This is a genomic window from Streptomyces sp. V2I9 (assembly GCF_030817475.1).
Classification (GTDB): domain Bacteria; phylum Actinomycetota; class Actinomycetes; order Streptomycetales; family Streptomycetaceae; genus Streptomyces.
In genome coordinates, this window is the sequence record NZ_JAUSZJ010000002.1 from 1563016 (window position 1) to 1581709 (window position 18694).

At 72.5% G+C, this 18694-nt stretch carries 16 protein-coding genes; 8 read left to right on the forward strand and 8 right to left on the reverse strand.

All coding sequences use genetic code 11. The features are described from left to right. The first annotated feature begins 23 nt into the window (after positions 1–23). A complete protein-coding gene (locus QFZ71_RS06985) occupies positions 24–1007 on the forward strand; it encodes a phosphatase PAP2 family protein (RefSeq protein WP_307667389.1) in 984 nt (327 codons plus the stop codon). A 134-nt stretch (positions 1008–1141) separates the two neighbouring features. Here the strand turns inward: QFZ71_RS06985 and QFZ71_RS06990 are convergent, their stop codons facing one another. From QFZ71_RS06990 to QFZ71_RS07005, 4 genes are all read right to left on the reverse strand, one after another. After that, complete coding sequence (locus QFZ71_RS06990; RefSeq protein ID WP_307667390.1) at positions 1142–4138, reverse strand: bifunctional [glutamine synthetase] adenylyltransferase/[glutamine synthetase]-adenylyl-L-tyrosine phosphorylase; 2997 nt, start codon at positions 4136–4138, stop codon at positions 1142–1144. 85 nt (positions 4139–4223) lie between these two features. Beyond that, a complete protein-coding gene (locus QFZ71_RS06995) occupies positions 4224–5072 on the reverse strand; it encodes a putative protein N(5)-glutamine methyltransferase (protein ID WP_307667391.1) in 849 nt (282 codons plus the stop codon). 163 nt (positions 5073–5235) lie between these two features. Continuing rightward, positions 5236–5388, reverse strand: coding sequence for a hypothetical protein (locus tag QFZ71_RS07000; RefSeq protein WP_307667392.1), 153 nt, complete (start codon positions 5386–5388; stop codon positions 5236–5238). Between the two features lie 132 nt (positions 5389–5520). Then, entirely contained in the window at positions 5521–6285 is a 765-nt protein-coding gene (locus QFZ71_RS07005) for a GntR family transcriptional regulator (protein ID WP_307667393.1), read from the reverse strand. Between the two features lie 158 nt (positions 6286–6443). On the opposite strand from QFZ71_RS07005, the gene QFZ71_RS07010 reads away from it, so the two are divergent. The 3 genes from QFZ71_RS07010 (at position 6444) to QFZ71_RS07020 (ending at position 8171) form a co-directional block, all read left to right on the forward strand. Continuing rightward, a complete protein-coding gene (locus QFZ71_RS07010; RefSeq protein WP_307667394.1) occupies positions 6444–6782 on the forward strand; it encodes a hypothetical protein in 339 nt (112 codons plus the stop codon). Positions 6783–6908: 126 nt separating this feature from the next. Continuing rightward, entirely contained in the window at positions 6909–7205 is a 297-nt protein-coding gene (locus QFZ71_RS07015; protein WP_307667395.1) for a hypothetical protein, read from the forward strand. 189 nt (positions 7206–7394) lie between these two features. Then, positions 7395–8171, forward strand: a complete 777-nt coding sequence (locus QFZ71_RS07020; RefSeq protein ID WP_307667396.1) for a hypothetical protein — start codon at positions 7395–7397, stop codon at positions 8169–8171. 89 nt (positions 8172–8260) lie between these two features. Here the strand turns inward: QFZ71_RS07020 and QFZ71_RS07025 are convergent, their stop codons facing one another. Both QFZ71_RS07025 and glnA read right to left on the reverse strand, forming a co-directional pair. After that, on the reverse strand, positions 8261–9619 hold the full coding sequence (locus QFZ71_RS07025; protein WP_307667397.1) for a PQQ-binding-like beta-propeller repeat protein: 1359 nt from the start codon (positions 9617–9619) through the stop codon (positions 8261–8263). A 200-nt stretch (positions 9620–9819) separates the two neighbouring features. Next, complete coding sequence (gene glnA / locus QFZ71_RS07030) at positions 9820–11181, reverse strand: type I glutamate--ammonia ligase (protein ID WP_307667398.1); 1362 nt, start codon at positions 11179–11181, stop codon at positions 9820–9822. Positions 11182–11566: 385 nt separating this feature from the next. Here glnA and QFZ71_RS07035 point away from each other — a divergent pair, with 385 nt between their 5' ends. The 4 genes from QFZ71_RS07035 to QFZ71_RS07050 all read left to right on the forward strand — a co-directional run bounded on the left by QFZ71_RS07035 (position 11567) and on the right by QFZ71_RS07050 (position 16182). Continuing rightward, entirely contained in the window at positions 11567–11992 is a 426-nt protein-coding gene (locus tag QFZ71_RS07035) for a CBS domain-containing protein (RefSeq protein ID WP_307667399.1), read from the forward strand. Between the two features lie 107 nt (positions 11993–12099). Beyond that, positions 12100–12636: a hypothetical protein gene (locus tag QFZ71_RS07040; RefSeq protein ID WP_307667400.1), complete on the forward strand. Its 537-nt coding sequence runs from the start codon at positions 12100–12102 to the stop codon at positions 12634–12636. A 68-nt stretch (positions 12637–12704) separates the two neighbouring features. Then, on the forward strand, positions 12705–14282 hold the full coding sequence (locus QFZ71_RS07045) for a multicopper oxidase family protein (protein ID WP_307667401.1): 1578 nt from the start codon (positions 12705–12707) through the stop codon (positions 14280–14282). A gap of 145 nt (positions 14283–14427) precedes the next feature. Beyond that, positions 14428–16182, forward strand: coding sequence for an NAD+ synthase (locus QFZ71_RS07050; RefSeq protein WP_307667402.1), 1755 nt, complete (start codon positions 14428–14430; stop codon positions 16180–16182). A gap of 11 nt (positions 16183–16193) precedes the next feature. Here QFZ71_RS07050 and QFZ71_RS07055 read toward each other — a convergent pair whose 3' ends face one another. Then, positions 16194–17417 carry an MFS transporter gene (locus QFZ71_RS07055; protein ID WP_307667403.1) on the reverse strand — a complete coding sequence of 408 codons (1224 nt, stop codon included), beginning with the start codon at positions 17415–17417 and terminating at the stop codon, positions 16194–16196. 229 nt (positions 17418–17646) lie between these two features. After that, a complete protein-coding gene (locus QFZ71_RS07060) occupies positions 17647–18672 on the reverse strand; it encodes an endonuclease/exonuclease/phosphatase family protein (protein WP_307667404.1) in 1026 nt (341 codons plus the stop codon). Between the last annotated feature and the right edge of the window lie 22 nt (positions 18673–18694).

Genomic DNA, 18694 nt, shown 5'->3' on the forward strand with positions numbered 1-18694 from the left:
TCTCTATGGAAGACTCTCTGCCTATGGGTGAAACACAGGTGACAGCGCAGGAGGGCCGGTCGACGGCCGGTTCTTCACCCATCGCGGCCGAGGCGGTCACCGACACCGCCCCCGCGCCCTCCACCACTCCCCCGGCCTCCGGGACGTCGGGACTCATGGCCCGCTTCCGCTCGCTGCGGACGCCCGGCCGGCCCCGGCTCTGGTTCGAGATCCTGCTCATCGCGGTCAGTTACTGGCTGTACTCACTCGTGCGCAACGCGGTGCCGGAGCAGAAGGCCCAGGCGCTGCGCAACGCGGACTGGATCTGGTCGGCGGAGAAATCGCTCGGCCTCGCCTTCGAGGAATCGGTCAACCACGCGGTCAATTCCGTGACGTGGCTGATCGTGTCGATGAACTACTACTACGCGACGCTGCACTTCGTCGTGACCATCGGTGTCCTCGTCTGGCTGTTCCGCCGCCATCCGGGCCGCTACGCGGCGACGCGGCTGGTCCTCTTCGCGACGACGGCCGTGGCGCTGCTCGGGTACTACCTCTATCCGCTGGCCCCACCCCGTCTGATGAACGGCGTGAACTTCATCGACACCGTGCTCGTGCACGAGACGTGGGGTTCGATGGCCTCGGGCAACTTCAAGAACATGTCGAACCAGTACGCGGCCATGCCCTCGATGCACATCGGCTGGTCCCTCTGGTGCGGCCTGACGATCTTCGCCCTGGCCTCGGCGCCCTGGGCCCGCATCCTGGGCCTGCTCTACCCGACGCTCACCCTGGTCGTCATCGTGGCGACCGCCAACCACTTCTGGCTGGACGCGGTGGGCGGGATGATCTGCCTCGCCTTCGGTTACGCGGTCTCCCGTGTCTGGTACGGCTCGCTGCCGCAGCACCTGCCACGGTGGGTCCCCGACGGCAGGAGCCGCCTGAGAGGACTGGGGGGCAGGAAGCCCGCGCCGGAGAAGCACGGGGACCGGGCCGACGCGGACCGCCGCTCCTCCAGCCCGTCAGGCGTCTGAGGACACCGTTCCCGGCTCGTCCGGCCCCTGGTTGCCCGGCGCGTCAGGCGCGTGAGGAGCGGGGGCCGGGGCGGGGCCCCGCCGAGGGGCCAGCAGCACCGCCCCGGTCCGGGGCCGTGGCCGGGGTCGGGGCCCTACGACACGGCCCCGTAGAACCGCTCCTCCACCACCGCGCGGGCCCGCCGCGTGATCCGCCGGTAGTCGTCCAGCATGTCCCCGACGTGCCCCGGCTCGTACCCCAGGTACCGCCCCACCGCCGCCAGCTCCCGCGACTCCGACGGGAACGTGTCGCCCGGCCGCCCCCGTACGAGCATCACCGCGTTGCGCACCCGCGACGCCAGCACCCACGCCTCGTCCAGCGTCTGCGCCTCCTCCGCCGGGATCAGCTCCGCGGCGCACGCGGCGGCCAGCGCCTCGCGCGTCCGCGTCGTGCGCAGCCCCGGTTCCGCCCATCCGTGCTGCATCTGCATCAGCTGCACGGTCCACTCGACGTCGCTCAGCCCGCCCCGCCCCAGCTTCGCGTGGAGCGTGGGGTCCGCGCCGCGCGGCATCCGCTCGGATTCCATGCGCGCCTTGAGCCGGCGGATCTCGCGTACGGCGTCCTCGCCGAGGCCCTCCATCGGGTACCTGAGCGGATCGATCAGCTCGACGAAGGCGCGGCCCACCTCCGCGTCGCCCGCCACCGGCTGGGCCCGCAGCAGGGCCTGGCTCTCCCAGACCAGCGACCAGCGCCGGTAGTAGGCGTCGTACGACTTCAGCGTGCGCACCATCGGCCCGGTCCTGCCCTCGGGGCGCAGGTCGGCGTCGATCAGCAGCGGCGGGTCGGCGGTCGGCAGCTGGAGCAGCCGGCGCATCTCGGAGACGACCGCGTTGGCGGCCTTGGCCGCCTCCTCGTCGCTGACGCCCTCGCGCGGCTGGTGGACGAAGAGGACGTCCGCGTCGGAGCCGTAGCTCAGCTCCTGTCCGCCGAAGCGGCCCATGCCGATGACAGCGAACCGGGTCGGCAGGGTGTCGCCCCACCGCTCCCGTACGGCGGCCCGCAGCGCGCCCGCGATGGTGACGGCGTTGAGGTCGGTGACGGCCGAGCCGACGCGGTCGACGAGGGCCCCGCGGTCCTGCTCGGCGGGGCTGTCCTCGGTGCCGTACGAGCCGATGATGTCGGCTGCGGTCGTACGGAACAGCTCGCGGCGGCGCACCCCGCGCACCACCGCGACCGCCGACTCCGCGTCCCCGGCCCGGCCCACCGCGGCCAGCACCTCCTGCTCCAGGTGGGGCCGGGTGCGGGGCGTGAGCCCCTCCCGGTCGCCGAGGATCGCCACCGCCTCCGGGGCCCGCATGAGCAGGTCCGGGGCGAGGCGGCCGGCGGAGAGGACCCGGGCGAGGTTCTCCGCCGCGGCGCCCTCGTCCCGCAGGAGCCGCAGGTACCACGGGGTCTTGCCGAGCGCGTCGGACACCTTGCGGAAGCCCAGGAGCCCGGCGTCCGGGTCGGCGGAGTCCGCGAACCAGCCGAGCAGCACCGGCAGCAGGGTGCGCTGGATGGCCGCCTTGCGCGTCACCCCGGAGGAGAGGGCCTCCAGGTGCCGCAGGGCGGCGGCCGGATCGGCGTACCCGAGGGCCTCCAGACGGATCGCGGCGGCCTTCGCGCTGAGCCGGGACTCGCCGGGGGCGAGCTGGGCGACGGCGTCCAGCAGCGGCCGGTAGAAGATCTTCTCGTGCAGCCGCCGTACGACGGAGGCGTGCCGCTTCCACGCCTTGTTCAGCTCGGCCACCGGATCGGTGCGCATCCCGAGCGAGCGGCCGAGCCGCCGCAGGTCGGCCTCGTCGTCGGGCACCAGGTGGGTGCGGCGGAGCCGGTGGAGCTGGATGCGGTGCTCCATGGCGCGCAGGAAGCGGTACGCCTCGTCGAGCTGGGCGGCGTCCGCGCGCCCCACGTACCCGCCCTCGGCGAGCTCCCGCAGCGCCTCCAGGGTGGAGCCGCTGCGCAGGGAGGCGTCGCTGCGCCCGTGCACCAGCTGGAGCAGCTGCACCGCGAACTCGACGTCCCGCAGGCCGCCGGGGCCGAGCTTCAGCTCCCGGTCGATCCGGTCGGCGGGGATGTTGTCGACGACGCGGCGGCGCATCTTCTGGACGTCGGGGACGAAGTTCTCCCGGTCGGCGGCCTGCCAGACCAGCGGGGAGACCGCCTCCACGTACTCCGCGCCCAGCTCCGGGTCGCCGGCCACGGCGCGTGCCTTCAGCAGGGCCTGGAACTCCCAGGTCTTGGCCCACCGCTGGTAGTAGGCGAGGTGGGAGCTGAGGGTGCGCACCAGCGGCCCGTTGCGGCCCTCGGGGCGGAGGTTGGCGTCGACCTCCCAGATGGTGCCCTCGACGGTGGTCTCGGAGCAGATCCGCATCATGTGGGCGGCCAGCCGGGTGGCGGCCTGCATGGCCTTGGTCTCGTCGGTCCCGTCACGCGCCTCCGCGACGAAGATCACGTCGACGTCGGAGACGTAGTTCAGCTCGCGCCCGCCGCACTTGCCCATCGCCACGACGGCGAGCCGGCACCGCGCGGCGTCCTCGGGAGCGGCCGTCCGGGCGATGGCGAGGGCGGCGCGCAGGGTGGCGGTGGCGAGGTCGGCCAGTTCGGCGGCGGTCTGGGCGATGCCGGTGGTCCCGCAGACGTCCCGCGCCGCGAGGGTGAGCAGGCACCGCCGGTAGGCGACCCGCAGCGCGTCCGGGTCCGTGGCGTCGGCGAGCCCGCGCTCGAACTCGGCGATGCCCGGGTGCAGGTCGCTGGCCTCGTACGTGACGAGCGTCTGCCAGTCGCGCGGGTGCCGGGCCAGGTGGTCCCCGAGGGCCTCGGAGGCGCCGAGGACCCCGAGGAGCCGGTCGCGCAGGGGTTTGGCGGTGATGAGGGTGTCCAGCAGTACCTGCCGGTCGCCCTCCTCCCCCGCCTCCACGATCCGGACCAGGCCGCGCAGGGCCAGGTCCGGATCGGCGGTGGCCCCGAGCGCCTCCAGCAGGACCGGATCGGACCGTACGGAGGCGAGGGCGTCCAGGGCGAGGAGCTGCTCGGCGGCGGACGGGTCGGTGAATCCGTGCCGCAGCAGTCTGGTGAACGTGCTGCTTCTGCGCCCCGGCGCGGTCGTCATCCCGTGCTCTCCTGCCAGCCGAACCGAATGCGTAGCGTGGTGTCGCGGTGCCACGGCCCCGTCGCCGCGTCACAGCCCTTCGAGCCTAGTCGTGCGGTGCCGCGTTCGGGGTGGCGGCGGCCCCGGTGAGCTGTGCGGTCGCGCTCTTCGCCGTTTCCCTCGTCCCGGCGAGGACGGTGGCGTACAACTCCTCGGAGACCAGGACGCGGGGGCTCAGCCCGGCGGCGCGCAGGATCTCGACCGCCGTGTCCCGCTGCCGCTCGCTCGCCTCCACGAACAGGCTGCCGCCGGGCGCGAGCCACCCGGGTGCCTCGGCGGCGACCCGGCGCATGACGTCGAGCCCGTCGCCGCCCCCGTCCAGGGCCACGCGCGGTTCGTGAACGCGGGCTTCGGGGGGCAGGAGCGCGACGTCACCGGTGGGGACGTAGGGGACGTTGGCCAGGAGTACGTCGATCCGGCCGCGCAGGGTGTCGGGCAGAGGGCCGAAGAGGTCGCCCTCGTACACGTGCCCCAGCTCGCCGACGTTGCGCCGGGCGCACCGTACGGCGGCGGGTTCGACATCGCACGCGTGCAGTTCGGCGGTGTCCGCCGCGGCGGCGAGGGCGACGCCCAGGGCACCGGAACCGCAGCAGAGGTCGACGACGACGGCCCTCCGGGGCGCGAGCGCGGCGGCCTGGGCCACGAGGAACTCCGTACGGCGGCGGGGCACGAAGACGCCGGCGCCCACGGCGTAGCGGCGGCCGCCGAACTCCGCCCAGCCCAGGAGGTGTTCGAGCGGCAGCCCGGCGGCGCGGCGCTCGACGAGGGAGGACAGGTCGTCAGGGGTGGCGGCGGCCTCGTGCAGGAGGCGGGCCTCGTCCTCGGCGAAGACGCAGCCGGCGCGGCGGAGGGCGAGGACGGTGTCGGAGAGGGAACCGATGGGGTGAACGGACATACGAGCGGAGCCTTTCGGGGAAACCGATGGGCGCTCGGCGATCGTCCTAGTGCGTCCGGCGGGCCGCTGGTGCGGCTGTCATCACTACCGGTCGTACGACGTGATCGCGCGGGGTGAGCACCCAGCCTGATCCAGCGGTAATGGGTCTCACCTCCTCGGTCGGTCACGTCGTCCCCGTGGTGTACGGGGATCGCGCGCGGGTCTGCCCGGTGGGGGGCCTGCGCGGGTCGTAACAGTACAACAGCCCGCTTCCGCACGCGGACCAGGTGCGGAAGCGGGCGACGACCACCGGCTCGGCCTCGCCGGTCGTGGACATGAGGCGACCGGCGTCGGCCGGGGGACTGCTCGGGGTGCTGAGCCGTCGGACGTCACGGGCGGCGACGAGCACGGCCCGCCGTCGGCGAAGCGCGGGGAGACCCGCGCCGGTGGGCGAGCGGCCGCGCCCGGCTCAGGAACCCGGCCGCCTCACGCGGATCTCATAGGCGATCTCCCAGCGGATGTCCGGCACGACGATGTCGGCGGTCTCCACGGGGCGGCCCTCGTCGTCGAAGTACGTGCGCTCGATCGCGATGACGAGGTCGCCGACGGAGATCCCGAGCAGGTTGGCCTGTTCCCGCGTCGCGCGGGCCGGGCGGACCAGCTCGATACCGGTGGCGATGTCCACGCCGATGGACCGCATGCGCTCCACGACGCCGATCTTGCCGAGCGGGCCCATCTCCGGGAGCAGGACGGGCGTCCCGTCCGTGATGGCCATCGGCTCCCAGCTCTTGGCGAGTTGGACGGGCATGCCGTCGGCGAGGAACTCGTAGTCCGTCACGACGCAGGGGTCGCCCGGCTCGATCGCCAGCCGTTCGGCGATGTCCTCCGTGGCGGGGACGCGCGCCGCGCTGGTGCACTCCCAGTCCGCCTCGTGGTCGAGCTCCTTCATGTTCGAGGCGAAGGGGCCCGAGCCGCGCTGCTCGCTGTGGCGTGAGCGGACCATGCGCCGCCGCTCCCTGGGCCGGCGGACGTACGTGCCCGAACCGGCGCGGCCTTCGAGGATGCCCTCGACGATCAGGTGCTCCATCGCCCGCTGCGCCACGGACGGACCGACACCGAACTCCTCGGCGAACCGCGCACGGGACGGCAGCTTGTCCCCGACCGCCCATTCACCGGCCCGCACGCGAGCCCGCAGCTCGTCCGCCACCTTCAAGTACGACTTATCACGTGGCATTTGAGCAGCTCCGTGTGTTCGGCGTCGATATGGGCGTCGCTGTTGACAAAGCTAACCCATCAGGTTGAAGCTGAATACTCAGCATTACATGGAGTGACAAGAGGCCCCGGGGGAGAAGTGTGCACTCTGCACAAGCGCGGGTTGCGGCGCTGACCGGCATGCTTGCCGCCGCCACGGACTGCGAACCGCGGGAGATCGCCGGCCTGGACGTCTTCCGTGTCGAGGCCGACCTCCCCGCCGAGCTGACCGAGGCGGCCCACGCGGCCGTGCTCGCCGCGCTGGCCACGGCGGACCGCTACGGGCACACGCTGACCCGTACCTCCGAATACGTCTGGGCCGAGATCAGCAGAGAGGCGAACGTGACCCCGACCGAATCCCCCGACACGGCCTACCGCGCCCTGCTCGGCCACACGACGACCTGCACCGCCTGCCGGACCGGCGTGAACTGCCCCGACGCCACACGGCTCGTCCGCGCCTGGCGGGACACCCGGCGATGAGCCCCGTCCGCCTCATCGGCCCCATCAGCTCCATCGACCCCACCGCATCCATCGGCCCCATCCATCACGGAGGTACCTGATGCGCAGCACCCGCCCGGCCTTACCGGCAACGCCCGGGAGGCCCGGATGATCACCCTTTCCCCGACGGACGTCCGTACCTGCGAGGCGTGCTGGAACGCCCCGGTCACCGCCGCCCGGCACACCCCCGCAGGCCGCGACCTGCTCTGCGAGGAGTGCGCGGAGGGCGACTACCCGCGCCGGGTCGACCTGTTCCCGCCCCTCGGCGTCTACGGCCTGACCGCGCGCAAGCTCGCGAACGACGGCAGACACGGCAGCGGCCCCCCGAACCTGCCACCGGACCCGGGCCCCCCACTGCCCAACCCGCCCCCCGCCCCGTCCCCACCGGGAACGCCGCCGGTCTAGGAGGCGTGCGCCTTCCCCTCGTGCCCGTGCCCGTACCGTCCCGCGACGCGTACGGGCACGGGTCAGGTCCGCGTACGGGCACGGGTCAGGTCCGGGTACGGCCGCGGACAACTCCGGCGACACGGCCGGCCCGGCTGGGTAAGGTGGCGATCTTCGGCCGGCGGAAGCCCGCTGGAGTCCCGCGAGGCCGTGCCGTTCACCATGCTTCCCGACATCACCACCGCCCGACTCCGGCTCGACCGCGCCCTGGACGGGCTGGCCGCCGCCTTCCGCGGCATGACCGCGCGCGCCGACGAGGTCCAGTGCGCGTGTCACTGGGGCAGCCCGGAGGAACTGGCCCTGCTGAAGACCCCCGGCGTGCCCCTCGCCCCGGATCTCCTCCGCCGCACCTGGGACGCCCCCGACTGGAACGACCACGGGGCGGTGCTGCGCCGGATCCTGCCCCAGTTCGCACGGGCGCTGGTGGGCGGCGAGGTGAAGCCCTTGTTCGGCATGTACGAGGTCGGCCGCTCGTTCGCCCGAGGGCACTGGCAGCGGTGGCCCGCGCGCCAGAGCGCCGCGGTCCGGGAGTTCCTGCACGCGTGGTGGGCCTGCGGCCTTCTGGACCCGGCACCCGCCGTGCCCGTGCACGAACTCCTCGCTCTCTGCGCCGAGGCCGCGGGCACGATGGACCCCTGGCTCGCCGTCTGGGAGTCACTCGACGACGAGGTGCCCGACCGGCACCTGGCGGAGGCCGCCGCCGCGTGGGAGTACGGCCTGCTGGGCGATCAACTGCCGTGGGACCCATGGGACGAGGAGGACGGGAGCGGGCTGCGCGGCGCGCTCTCGACCTGGCTCGTCCGCCACGCGCCGACACGGCTGCGCACCCGGAGGGGATGCGAGGGGCTGCTGCACCGCATCCGCCTGGTCGGTCTCAGCGGCCCGGCACGCTGGGAGGACCCGCACTGGCCGGGCCACCGGTACTGACCTGGCCGCCGCGTCCCCGGCCCCGGACGGTCGGGGCCGAGGGCGCGCGCCTCGGGCGGCAGCCTGTCACGCTGCGGGAGAAGGCCGTGTCACCAGCGCTCGAACGCGGTGAAGGCATGGCCACCGGCCGCCCCGGTGACGATGATGCGCCCGTCGTGCTCGAAGAAGTGACCGCTGGGCGCCTCGTCACGGAAATGGCGCTCGTCGAGTTCCTCGCCGTCGCCGGCGTCGAACACGAGCAGCTCGGTGATGGCGCTGGCCTGGGTCGACCACTCGCACAGCACGGAGACCCGGTCGCCCCGGACGGCCAGCCCGGCGGCGGGCTCGTCCAGTTCTTCGTTCCACACCTCTTCGCCGGTCTTCAGGTCGAAGGCGACGAGCCGGTAGTGCCGTCCCTTGTGGTAGGTCCACGCCAGCGCGTACATCCGCTCGCCGACGACCTCCGCCCGGTCGATCTGGCCGTAGTCACCGCTCAGCTCGACCCCCGGCCCAGGACGCCCGTCCTGGCCGAAGGCGATGAACGCGCCCGTCTCCTCGCCCGAGTTCCCGTTCGAGGACCGCACGACCCGCAATACCAAGGGGTCGGCCGACTCGATGGCCACCGTGGAGTCCGTGGACACGGGACGCCGGGCATCGAGGGGAACGTTCCACTTCAGGGCGCCGGTGCCACGGTCGAAGGCGGCCGCCGTCAGCTCGACGTCCCCGCCGTCGGCGGATACCGGATCGTCCGCGTCCTCCCCGCCGCAGGCGAGGACGGCGTGGACCTGGTCCTTGCCCACGAGCGTGTCCCACACCCCGCACGTACCGGGCACGGCCGCCGTCCAACGGGCCTTGCCCGTGCGGAGATCGAAGGCGCGCAGGGCACGGTTGCCGCCCGGCCTCCGCACCTCCTGCTCGGTCCGTTCGTGGCGGACCAACGCGAGGCCGTGTCCGGCCTCCAGGAACCCGTCCCCGGGGAACCGGCCGTCAGAGACGGCCCGCGGGACGCTCCACAGCTCCCGCCCGTCCTTCACGTCGAAGGCCCGGACGGTCGAACAGCCCTTGTCCGTGGCCTTGCCCGGTGCACCCGTCCCGCCGCTGGCGGTGGCGTTGCTCTCGGTGCCGTACGCGACCAGCAGGACCCCCTCGTCAGCACGAGGAGCACTCCCGCAGATCTGGGAACGGCCGGGCGGTACGAACTCCCAGAGCTTCTTCCCGTTCTGCCCGTCGGCGATGCCGAAGCCGGTCACCGCGTCGAACCGGCTGCGGACGGCGACGTCCCCGACGACCCAATTGCGGTTCGGCTTGTCGTCGCTGGGCCGGTCCTTCGCGGTGGCCCAGGTCCGCACCATGGAGTCGCCCGGCAGATAGCCCTCGAACGACAGGAACCAGGCGGTGAGGGACCCGACCGCCCCCAGGACGAGTCCGATCACCACCAGCGGCTTGATGAGCCCAGCTCTGCCCGACATCACGCGCTCCCTCACCTGTGCATGGCACATCCCCCGCGAGCGGCGTTCCGGAGACCCGCCCGCCCCGTTGATCTTCGAACGACGGTCAGGCTAAGGGCAGGGACGCCCGGCGGTCCACGCGGATCCGGAGCGGGTCCGGGACGACAGTGCCCGCCGCGTCCCGAACCCTCCCGCCGGGGTCGTACCGCTTCCGGCCCGCGCTACAGCACCGGCAGCAGGTTCTTCAGCTCGAAGGCCGTGACCTCGCTGCGGTACTCCTCCCACTCCCGCTTCTTGTTGCGGAGGAAGAAGTCGAAGACGTGCTCGCCCAGCGTCTCGGCGACCAGTTCGCTCTTCTCCATCAGGGAGATCGCCTCGCCCAGGTTCTGCGGGAGCGGTTCGATGCCCATCGCGCGGCGTTCGGCGTCGGAAAGGGCCCAGACGTCGTCGTCGGCGCCGGCCGGGAGTTCGTAGCCCTCCTCGATGCCCTTGAGGCCGGCGGCGAGCAGGACCGCGTACGTGAGGTACGGGTTGGCGCCGGAGTCGATCGAGCGGACCTCGACGCGGGCCGAACCGGTCTTGCCCGGCTTGTACATCGGGACGCGGATGAGGGCGGAACGGTTGTTGTGGCCCCAGCAGATGTACGAGGGGGCCTCGCCGCCCGCGCCCGCCGCGCGCGAGGAGCCGCCCCAGATGCGCTTGTAGGAGTTGACCCACTGGTTGGTGACGGCGGAGATCTCCGCCGCGTGCCGCAGCAGACCGGCGATGAACGAGCGGCCCACCTTGGAGAGTTGATATTCCGCACCCGACTCGTAGAAGGCGTTGCGGTCGCCCTCGAAGAGGGAGAGGTGGGTGTGCATGCCCGAACCGGGGTACTCCGAGAACGGCTTCGGCATGAACGTGGCCTGCACGCCCTGCTCCAGCGCCACCTGCTTCATCACCAGACGGAACGTCATGATGTTGTCCGCCGTCGAGAGCGCGTCCGCGTACCGCAGGTCGATCTCCTGCTGGCCCGGCGCCCCCTCGTGGTGGCTGAACTCGACCGAGATGCCCATCGATTCGAGCATCGTGATCGCCTGGCGGCGGAAGTCCATCCCCACGTTCTGCGGCGTGTGGTCGAAGTAGCCCGAACTGTCCGCCGGGGTCGGGCGGGTGCCGTCCACCGGCTTGTTCTTCAGCAGGAAGAACTCGATCTCGGGGTGGGTGTAGAAAGTGAAGCCGAGGTCCGACGTCTTGGCGAGGATGCGCTTCAGGACGTACCGCGGATCCGCGAAGGAAGGGGAACCGTCCGGCATCAGGATGTCGCAGAACATCCGCGCGGTGCCCGGAGCTTCGGCGCGCCACGGCAGGATCTGGAACGTGCCCGGGTCCGGCTTGGCGATCATGTCCGACTCGTAGACCCGTGCGAAGCCCTCGATGGCGGAGCCGTCGAAGCCGATGCCCTCGTCGAAAGCCTGCTCCAGCTCGGCCGGAGCGACGGCGACGGACTTGAGGAACCCGAGGACGTCGGTGAACCACAGCCTCACGAAGCGGATGTCGCGCTCCTCAAGGGTCCTGAGGACGAATTCCTGCTGCTTGTCCATTGCCACATCCTTGCAGTTCAGACGGTCCGTGCACCACCGCCCGGGGTAGGGGGACACTGCCAGTATCACGACCCGGGATTTCACCCACATTACGCACCCGATGTGAGAGGGAGCACGCGGCCACCCGCATCGGTCGACGGCCGCCGCGCACGGGCGCGACGGCCGGGTGGCAGGAGGCTTCCGGCCCGTGTCCGTACGCCGGTTCGCGGGCCGTTCCCCGGCCTTCCCCACCCTGCGGCGGGGTTCCGTGCCGCAGGGCCGGGCGGTACGGAACCCCGCCCACCCGAACGGGCGATTGCGGTCGCGCCGCACCATCGGGCCGGTGACGATGGGTGGCGCTCGGGGCCGTACGGCAGTGCCATCGGCACGCAGGAGGAAACCCCCCATGACGACCGCCAAAGACATCATGCACAGCGGGGCCCGCTGGATCCCGGCCCACGAGACGCTCGACCGTGCTGCGCAGTTGATGCGCGAGCACAACGTGGGCGCGCTGCCCGTCTCGGCCAACGGCGACTCGGACCGGATGGTCGGCATCATCACCGACCGCGACATCGTCGTCGGCTGTGTGGCCAAGGGGCACGACCCCGCCAAGATCACGGCGGGCGACCTCGCCCAGGGCACGCCCCGCTGGATCGAGGCGGAAGCCGATGTGGACGCGGTCCTGGAGGAGATGCAGACCCATCGCATCCGCCGGCTGCCCGTCGTCGAGAACAAGAAGCTGGTCGGCATGATCAGCGAGGCCGATCTGGCGCAGCACCTGACCGAGGAGCAGATCGCCGGCTGGGCGGAGAAGGTCTACTCCCGCACCTGAGGCACCGGTACGCCTGCGGCCCGGCGCCCGTCACCCGCTCCGGCGGCGAGGAGACGGGAGCCGGGCCGCCGCTCGTCCGTATACCCGGCGGGGGTAGGGTGGCCCGCATGGCGGGCGTGGTGCGGAGCAGGGGCGTGACCTGCGGGCGACTGGTGCTGTTCGCCGCCCTGCTGTTCGGCGTCCTCACCATGCATACGGTGGGACATCCGGCCGAGCACAGCGGTCCGGGGGCCGCCTCGTTCTCGACGCCCCTCCTGACCGGCCCCTCGTACGCCGCCCCGGCCGGCCCCTCGTCCACCGCCCCGGCCGGTCGCTCGTACGCCGTCGTGGCCGGCGAGCACACGGCCGCCGGAGCCCGGAAGCCGGCGACTGCCCCGCCCCACCGCTCCCCCGCCCTCCACACCGCCTCCGGTCACGGTCCCGGCGACGACGCCCCCATGAGCGGCATGGACCCGCTCTCCGTCTGCCTCGCCGTCCTCGGCGCCTGGGGGCTCGCCCTCCTCGGCGCCCGGCTGCTGCGCGGGCGGCGCGCCGCCGGACCGTCCACCGGTGCGCCGGTGGATGCGGGGCTCCCGCCGGCGCGGCGGCCGGATCCGCCGCCCCCGATACCGGTGCTCGCCGCCGTGTCGGTGCTGCGCAGATAGGAGTGGGCGCCTCACCTCCGCCCTCCCCTTTGTCCCAGAATCACCAGCACGTCAGAGGTGTCTTCAGCATGTCCGCACGACTTACCCGACGCGCCGTCCTCGGCGCAGCCCTCGCCGTCGCCGGAACCGGAGCGCTCACCGCCTGTTCCGACGCCGGTGGCGACCACGGCGGCACGCACTCCCCCGGCGGGGTGCGGGACTCCGGTACCTACGTCTCCCCCGGCGGCGAGGAGGTGCGCGCGGCCGAGGCGGCGCGCGGCTCCGGTCCCGTACGCGAGGTGTCCCTCACCGCCACCCGTACCCCGCTCGACCTCGGCGGCGGACGGACTGTCGCCTCCTGGGCGTACGGGGACCGGCTGCCGGGGCGGGAGGTGCGGGTGACGGCGGGCGACACGCTCGCGCTCACCCTCGCCAACCATCTGCCGGAGCCCACCTCCCTGCACTGGCACGGCCTCGCCCTGCGCAACGACATGGACGGGGTCCCCGGTCTGACCCAGCGGAGCATCGCACCGGGGGCCGGCTTCGCCTACCGGTTCGCCGTGCCGCATCCGGGAACGTACTGGTTCCACCCGCACTCCGGCGTCCAGCAGGACCGGGGTCTGTACGCACCGCTGATCGTGGAGGACCCGAAGGGGCCGTTGGCCTACGACAAGGAGTGGGTCGTCGTCCTCGACGACTGGGTCGACGGGGTGGAGGGGTCCACCCCGGACGCCGTCCTGAAGGAACTGTCCGGCGGCATGGGCGGCGGGATGGACCATGGCGCGCACACCATGTCCGGTGACAGCGGCGCGGGGGAAGCGGACCGCGGCGGGCCCCCGCGGATGATGATGGGGGCCCGCAGTGAGCTGCTCGGGGGCGACGCCGGTGACGTGGCCTACCCGTACTACCTCGTCAACGGGCGGGTGCCGAACGACCCGGCCTCCTTCTCCGCGCGGCCCGGGGACCGCATCCGGCTGCGGATCATCAACGCCGGCGGCGACACCGCCTTCCGGGTCGCGCTCGGCGGGCACCGGATGACCGTGACGCACACCGACGGTTTCCCGGTCCGGCACACCACGGGCGACGCGCTGCTGCTGGGGATGGGCGAGCGGTACGACGTCCTGGTCACCGCCGGTGACGGCGTCTTCCCGCTGACCGCGCTCGCCGAGGGGAAGAAGGCCGCCGGCCTCGCCGTGCTGCGGACCGGGAGCGGGGCCGCGCCCGCCGCCTCCGCACGGCCCGAGGAGCTGGACGGGAAGCTGGTGGAGGCGGGGCGGCTGGTCCCGGACCCGTCGGTGGCGCTGAGCGACCGGGCACCGGACCGGACGATCCGCATGCGGCTCACCGGCGGGATGGCGGCGTACGACTGGACCTTCGACGGGCAGCCGTACGACGCGAAGCGGCGGCGGCCGGTGGAGGCGGGCGAACGGGTGCGCCTCGTCTTCGACAACGCGACGCCCATGTGGCACCCGCTGCATCTGCACGGGCACACCTTCGCGCTGGGCGGGAACGCCGCCGGGGCCCGCAAGGACACCGCGATCGTGCTCCCGCACCGGTCGCTGACCGTCGAGTTCGAGGCCGACAATCCGGGGCTGTGGATGGTCCACTGCCACAACGTGTACCACGCCGAGGCGGGGATGATGACGGTGCTCGGGTACCGGGCCTGACGCTCCGGTCCGTCCTCGCGGCGTGACGCAGGTCGGGACCGGAGCCGTCCGGACACCGGCCCCGACCTGCGATTCCCGTGACCTCGGGCACATTCCGACCGAGCCGCGCGGGCATTGCGTCAGAAAGACGATTACACTGGCGGACGTGCCTCAACTACGCCTCGCACTGAATCAGATCGACTCGACCGTCGGCGACCTCGCCGGCAACTCCGAGGCGATCGTCCACTGGACCCGGCACGCCGCCGAGCAGGGCGCCCACCTCGTGGCGTTCCCCGAGATGGCGCTGACCGGATACCCCGTCGAGGACCTGGCCCTGCGGTCGTCCTTCGTCGAGGCCTCACGGCAGGCGCTGCGCGCGCTGGCCGCCCGGCTCGACGCGGAGGGCTTCGGCGAACTGCCGGTCGTCGTCGGCTACCTGGACCGCTCCGAGCACGCCGCGGCGCGCTACGGGCAGCCCGCCGGTTCCCCGCGCAACGCCGCCGCCGTGCTGCACCGCGGCGGGATCGCGCTCAACTTCGCCAAGCACCACCTGCCGAACTACGGGGTCTTCGACGAGTTCCGGTACTTCGTGCCGGGCGACTCGATGCCCGTCGTGCGGGTCCGGGGCATCGATGTGGCCCTCGCGATCTGCGAGGACCTGTGGCAGGACGGCGGACGCGTCCCGGCCGCCCGGTCCGCCGACGCCGGACTGCTGCTCTCCATCAACGCCTCGCCGTACGAGCGGGACAAGGACGACACCCGGCTGGAGCTGGTCCGCAAGCGGGCCCGTGAGGCCGGCTGCACCACGGCGTACCTGGCGATGATCGGCGGGCAGGACGAGCTGGTCTTCGACGGCGACTCGATCGTCGTCGACCGGGAGGGCGAGGTCATCGCCCGTGCCCCGCAGTTCTCCGAGGGCAGCGTCATCCTCGACCTGGAGCTGCCCGCCGCGGCCGCCGAGGCGCCGTCCGGCATGGTGGACGACGGGCTGCGCATCGACCACGTGGTGCTCTCCGACCGCCCCGTGGACGCGTACGAGCCGGAGTTGGCGGGCGGGTACGCGGAGCGGCTGGAGGACGAGGAGGAGATCTACTCCGCACTCGTGGTCGGGCTGCGCGCGTACGCCGCGAAGAACGGTTTCAGCAGTGTGCTGATCGGGCTCTCCGGCGGGATCGACTCGGCGATCTGCGCGGCCATCGCGTGCGACGCGCTCGGCGCGCAGAACGTCTACGGCGTGTCCATGCCGTCGAAGTACTCCTCGGACCACTCCAAGGGCGACGCGGCCGAACTGGCGCGGCGTACCGGCCTCAACTTCCGTACGGTGTCGATCGCGCCGATGTTCGACGCGTACATGGGGTCGCTGGAGCTCACCGGACTCGCGGAGGAGAACCTCCAGGCCCGGCTGCGCGGCACGACGCTGATGGCCATCTCCAACCAGGAGGGGCAGATCGTGCTGGCGCCGGGCAACAAGTCCGAGCTGGCGGTCGGCTACTCCACGCTGTACGGGGACGCGGTCGGCGCGTACGGGCCGATCAAGGACGTCTACAAGTCGTCGGTGTTCCGGCTGGCGAAGTGGCGCAACCGGGCGGCCGAGGAGCGGGGCCAGGTCCCGCCGATCCCGGAGGCGTCGATCACCAAGCCGCCGAGCGCGGAGCTGCGGCCGGGGCAGGTCGACACGGACTCGCTGCCGGACTACGAGGTGCTCGACGCGATCCTGGAGCGGTACGTGGACCGGGATCAGGGTCTCGACGAGATCGTGGCCGCCGGTTTCGACGCGGAGCTGGTGGCGAAGACGCTGCGGATGGTCGATACGGCGGAGTACAAGCGGCGGCAGTATCCGCCGGGGACGAAGATCTCGCCGAAGGGGTTCGGGAAGGACCGGCGGCTGCCGATCACGAACCGGTGGCGCGAGTCGTCGTAACGGGTGGGCGGTCACGGACGGACAGCGTCGGTGGCCGCCTTCTCCTCGCACGCCGGACGGGCCGCTCGGGCCACCACACAGGATTCCTGCCCCTGCCCCCGGTCCAGCCGGCCCGCCGTGGCCGCGATCGCCAGGCCGGTCACCGCCAGCACCGCGCCCACCGGGGCCGGGGACGTCCAGCCCCAGCCGGCCGCGATGGCCGCTCCGCCCAGCCAGGCGCCGCCCGCGTTGGCCAGGTTGAAGGCCGAGTGGTTGGAGGCGGAGGCCAGGGTCGGGGCATCCTTCGCCTTGTTCATGACCAGCATCTGGAGCGGGGTCGTCGTCATGAACCCCACCGCTCCCAGCAGCACCACCATCACCAGCGCCACCCCCTTCACGTGCACCGTGAAGGGGAACACCGCGAGGACCACCGCGAGCGCGCCGAGCGATCCGTAGAGGGTCGGGCGCAGTGCCCGGTCCGTGAGGGGGCCCGCCGCCAGGGCGCCCAGGGTCATGCCGATGCCGAAGAGGGCCAGGACCAGGGTGACGGAGGACTCGCCGAAGCCCATCGCCTTCGTCGTCATGGCCGAGAGGTACGCGTACACCGCGAAGACGCCGGCGAAGCCGAAGACCGCGGTGAGGAGGCCGAGAACCACCTGGCGGTCGCCGAGGGCGCGCACTTCTCGGCGGACGTCCTGGTGCGCCTCGACCGGGATGGGGGGCACCAGGCGGGCGAGGGCCGCCATCGCGGCCAGACCGATCGCCGCGACCACGAGGAAGGTGGCCCGCCAGCCAAGGTGCTGGCCGAGGAGGGTGGCGGCGGGGACGCCGACGATGTTGGCGACGGTCAGGCCGAGGAACATCGTCGCTACGGCCCGCGCCTGACGGCCCTCGGTGACCAGCCGGGCGGCGACGACCGCGCCGACGCCGAAGAACGCGCCGTGCGGCAGACCGGCGAGGAGGCGGCCCGCGATCAGCCAGCCGAAGTCCGGGGCGAGCGCGGAGGCCAGGTTGCCCACGGTGAAGAGGGCCATGAGGAGCAGCAGCATCTTCTTGCGCGGGATGCGGGAGCCGAGGCCGGTGAGCAGGGGCGCGCCCAGGACGACGCCGATCGCGTACGCCGACACGAGGTATCCGGCGGTGGGCACGGACGTGTCCAGGTCGTCCGCCACGTCGGGGAGCAGCCCCATCATGACGAACTCCGTCGTGCCTATGCCGAAGGCGCTCACGGCCAGGGCGAGGAGGGCCAGAGGCATGGAGAAGGGGCCTTTCGCGGTCATGCGCGGTTCAGGGGCAGAACGAAGAACCGCCGCCTCGGAGGGACGCCGGGCGACGGCTGGGCCTTCGTTATGTATTCGACTGAAACAAATTGTCGCAGAGGATGTGTGCCGCGCGGTGAACGGCGGGTTGCGCGTGCGCGGTCGCCGTCACGGCTCCGGGCGGGACGCGGTGGCCGTCACAGCTCCGGGCCGGACGCGATCGCCGTCACAGCCGCACGCGCGCCGCGATCGGGAGGTGGTCGCTGTCGGTCGCCGCCAGGGTCCAGGACGCCTTCGGCTCGACGCCCTTGACCATGATCTGGTCGATCCGGGCCATCGGGAACGAGGCGGGCCAGCTGAAGCCGAACCCGTCGCCCGCCGCGCCCTGGGTGGACCGCATCTGCGCGGTGACCGCGTTCAGCGAGCGGTCGTTCATGGTGCCGTTGAGGTCCCCGAGCAGGATGACGCGCTCCACCCGTTCGTGACCGATGGCCTCGCCGAGCGCGTCGACGCTGTCGTCGCGCTGGTTGGCGGTGAACCCGGCCCGAAGCTTCACCCGGACGGACGGGAGGTGGGCGACGTACACCGCGACCTCGCCCTCGGGCGTCGTGACCGTGGAACGCATCGCCCGCGTCCAGCCCATCTTGATGTCCACGGGCCTGGTGTCGGCCAGCGGGTACTTGCTCCACAGGCCCACGGTGCCCTGGACCGCGTGGTACGGGTAGCGGCCGGCCAGCGACTTCTCGTACGTGGAGACCTGCCGGCCCGGAAGTTCCTGGAGGGCCACGACGTCCGCCCCGGAGCCGGCGACCTGCTGGGCGGTGCCCGCGGGATCGGGGTTGCCGGCGTTGACGTTGTGGGTGGCGACGGTGAGGTCGCCGCCGGAGCCGGACTTGTCGGTGATCAGGCCGCCGAACATGTTGAGCCAGACCACGACGGGCAGCAGCAGCGCCACCAGGGCGGTCGCGGAGCGCCTCACCAGGGCCAGGACCAGCAGGACGGGGATGAGGAGCGCGACCCACGGCAGGAACGTCTCGACGAGGCTGCCGAGGTTGCCGAGGCGGTTGGGGACCCGCGCGTGGACGCCCATCAGCAGGGTCAGCAGGACCGAGCAGAGGGCGAGCACGATGCCGCGCCGCCAGATGCCCCGGTCGTTCCTCAGGCGCTGCCCCAGGGCCCGGAAGCGTGAATCGCGGGCCTCGGGCTGCTCCGCGCTGCCGTTGTCCGTGTCCGCTCCGTACGCCTGCACCATCGCGCTTGTCCTCACTGCCTTG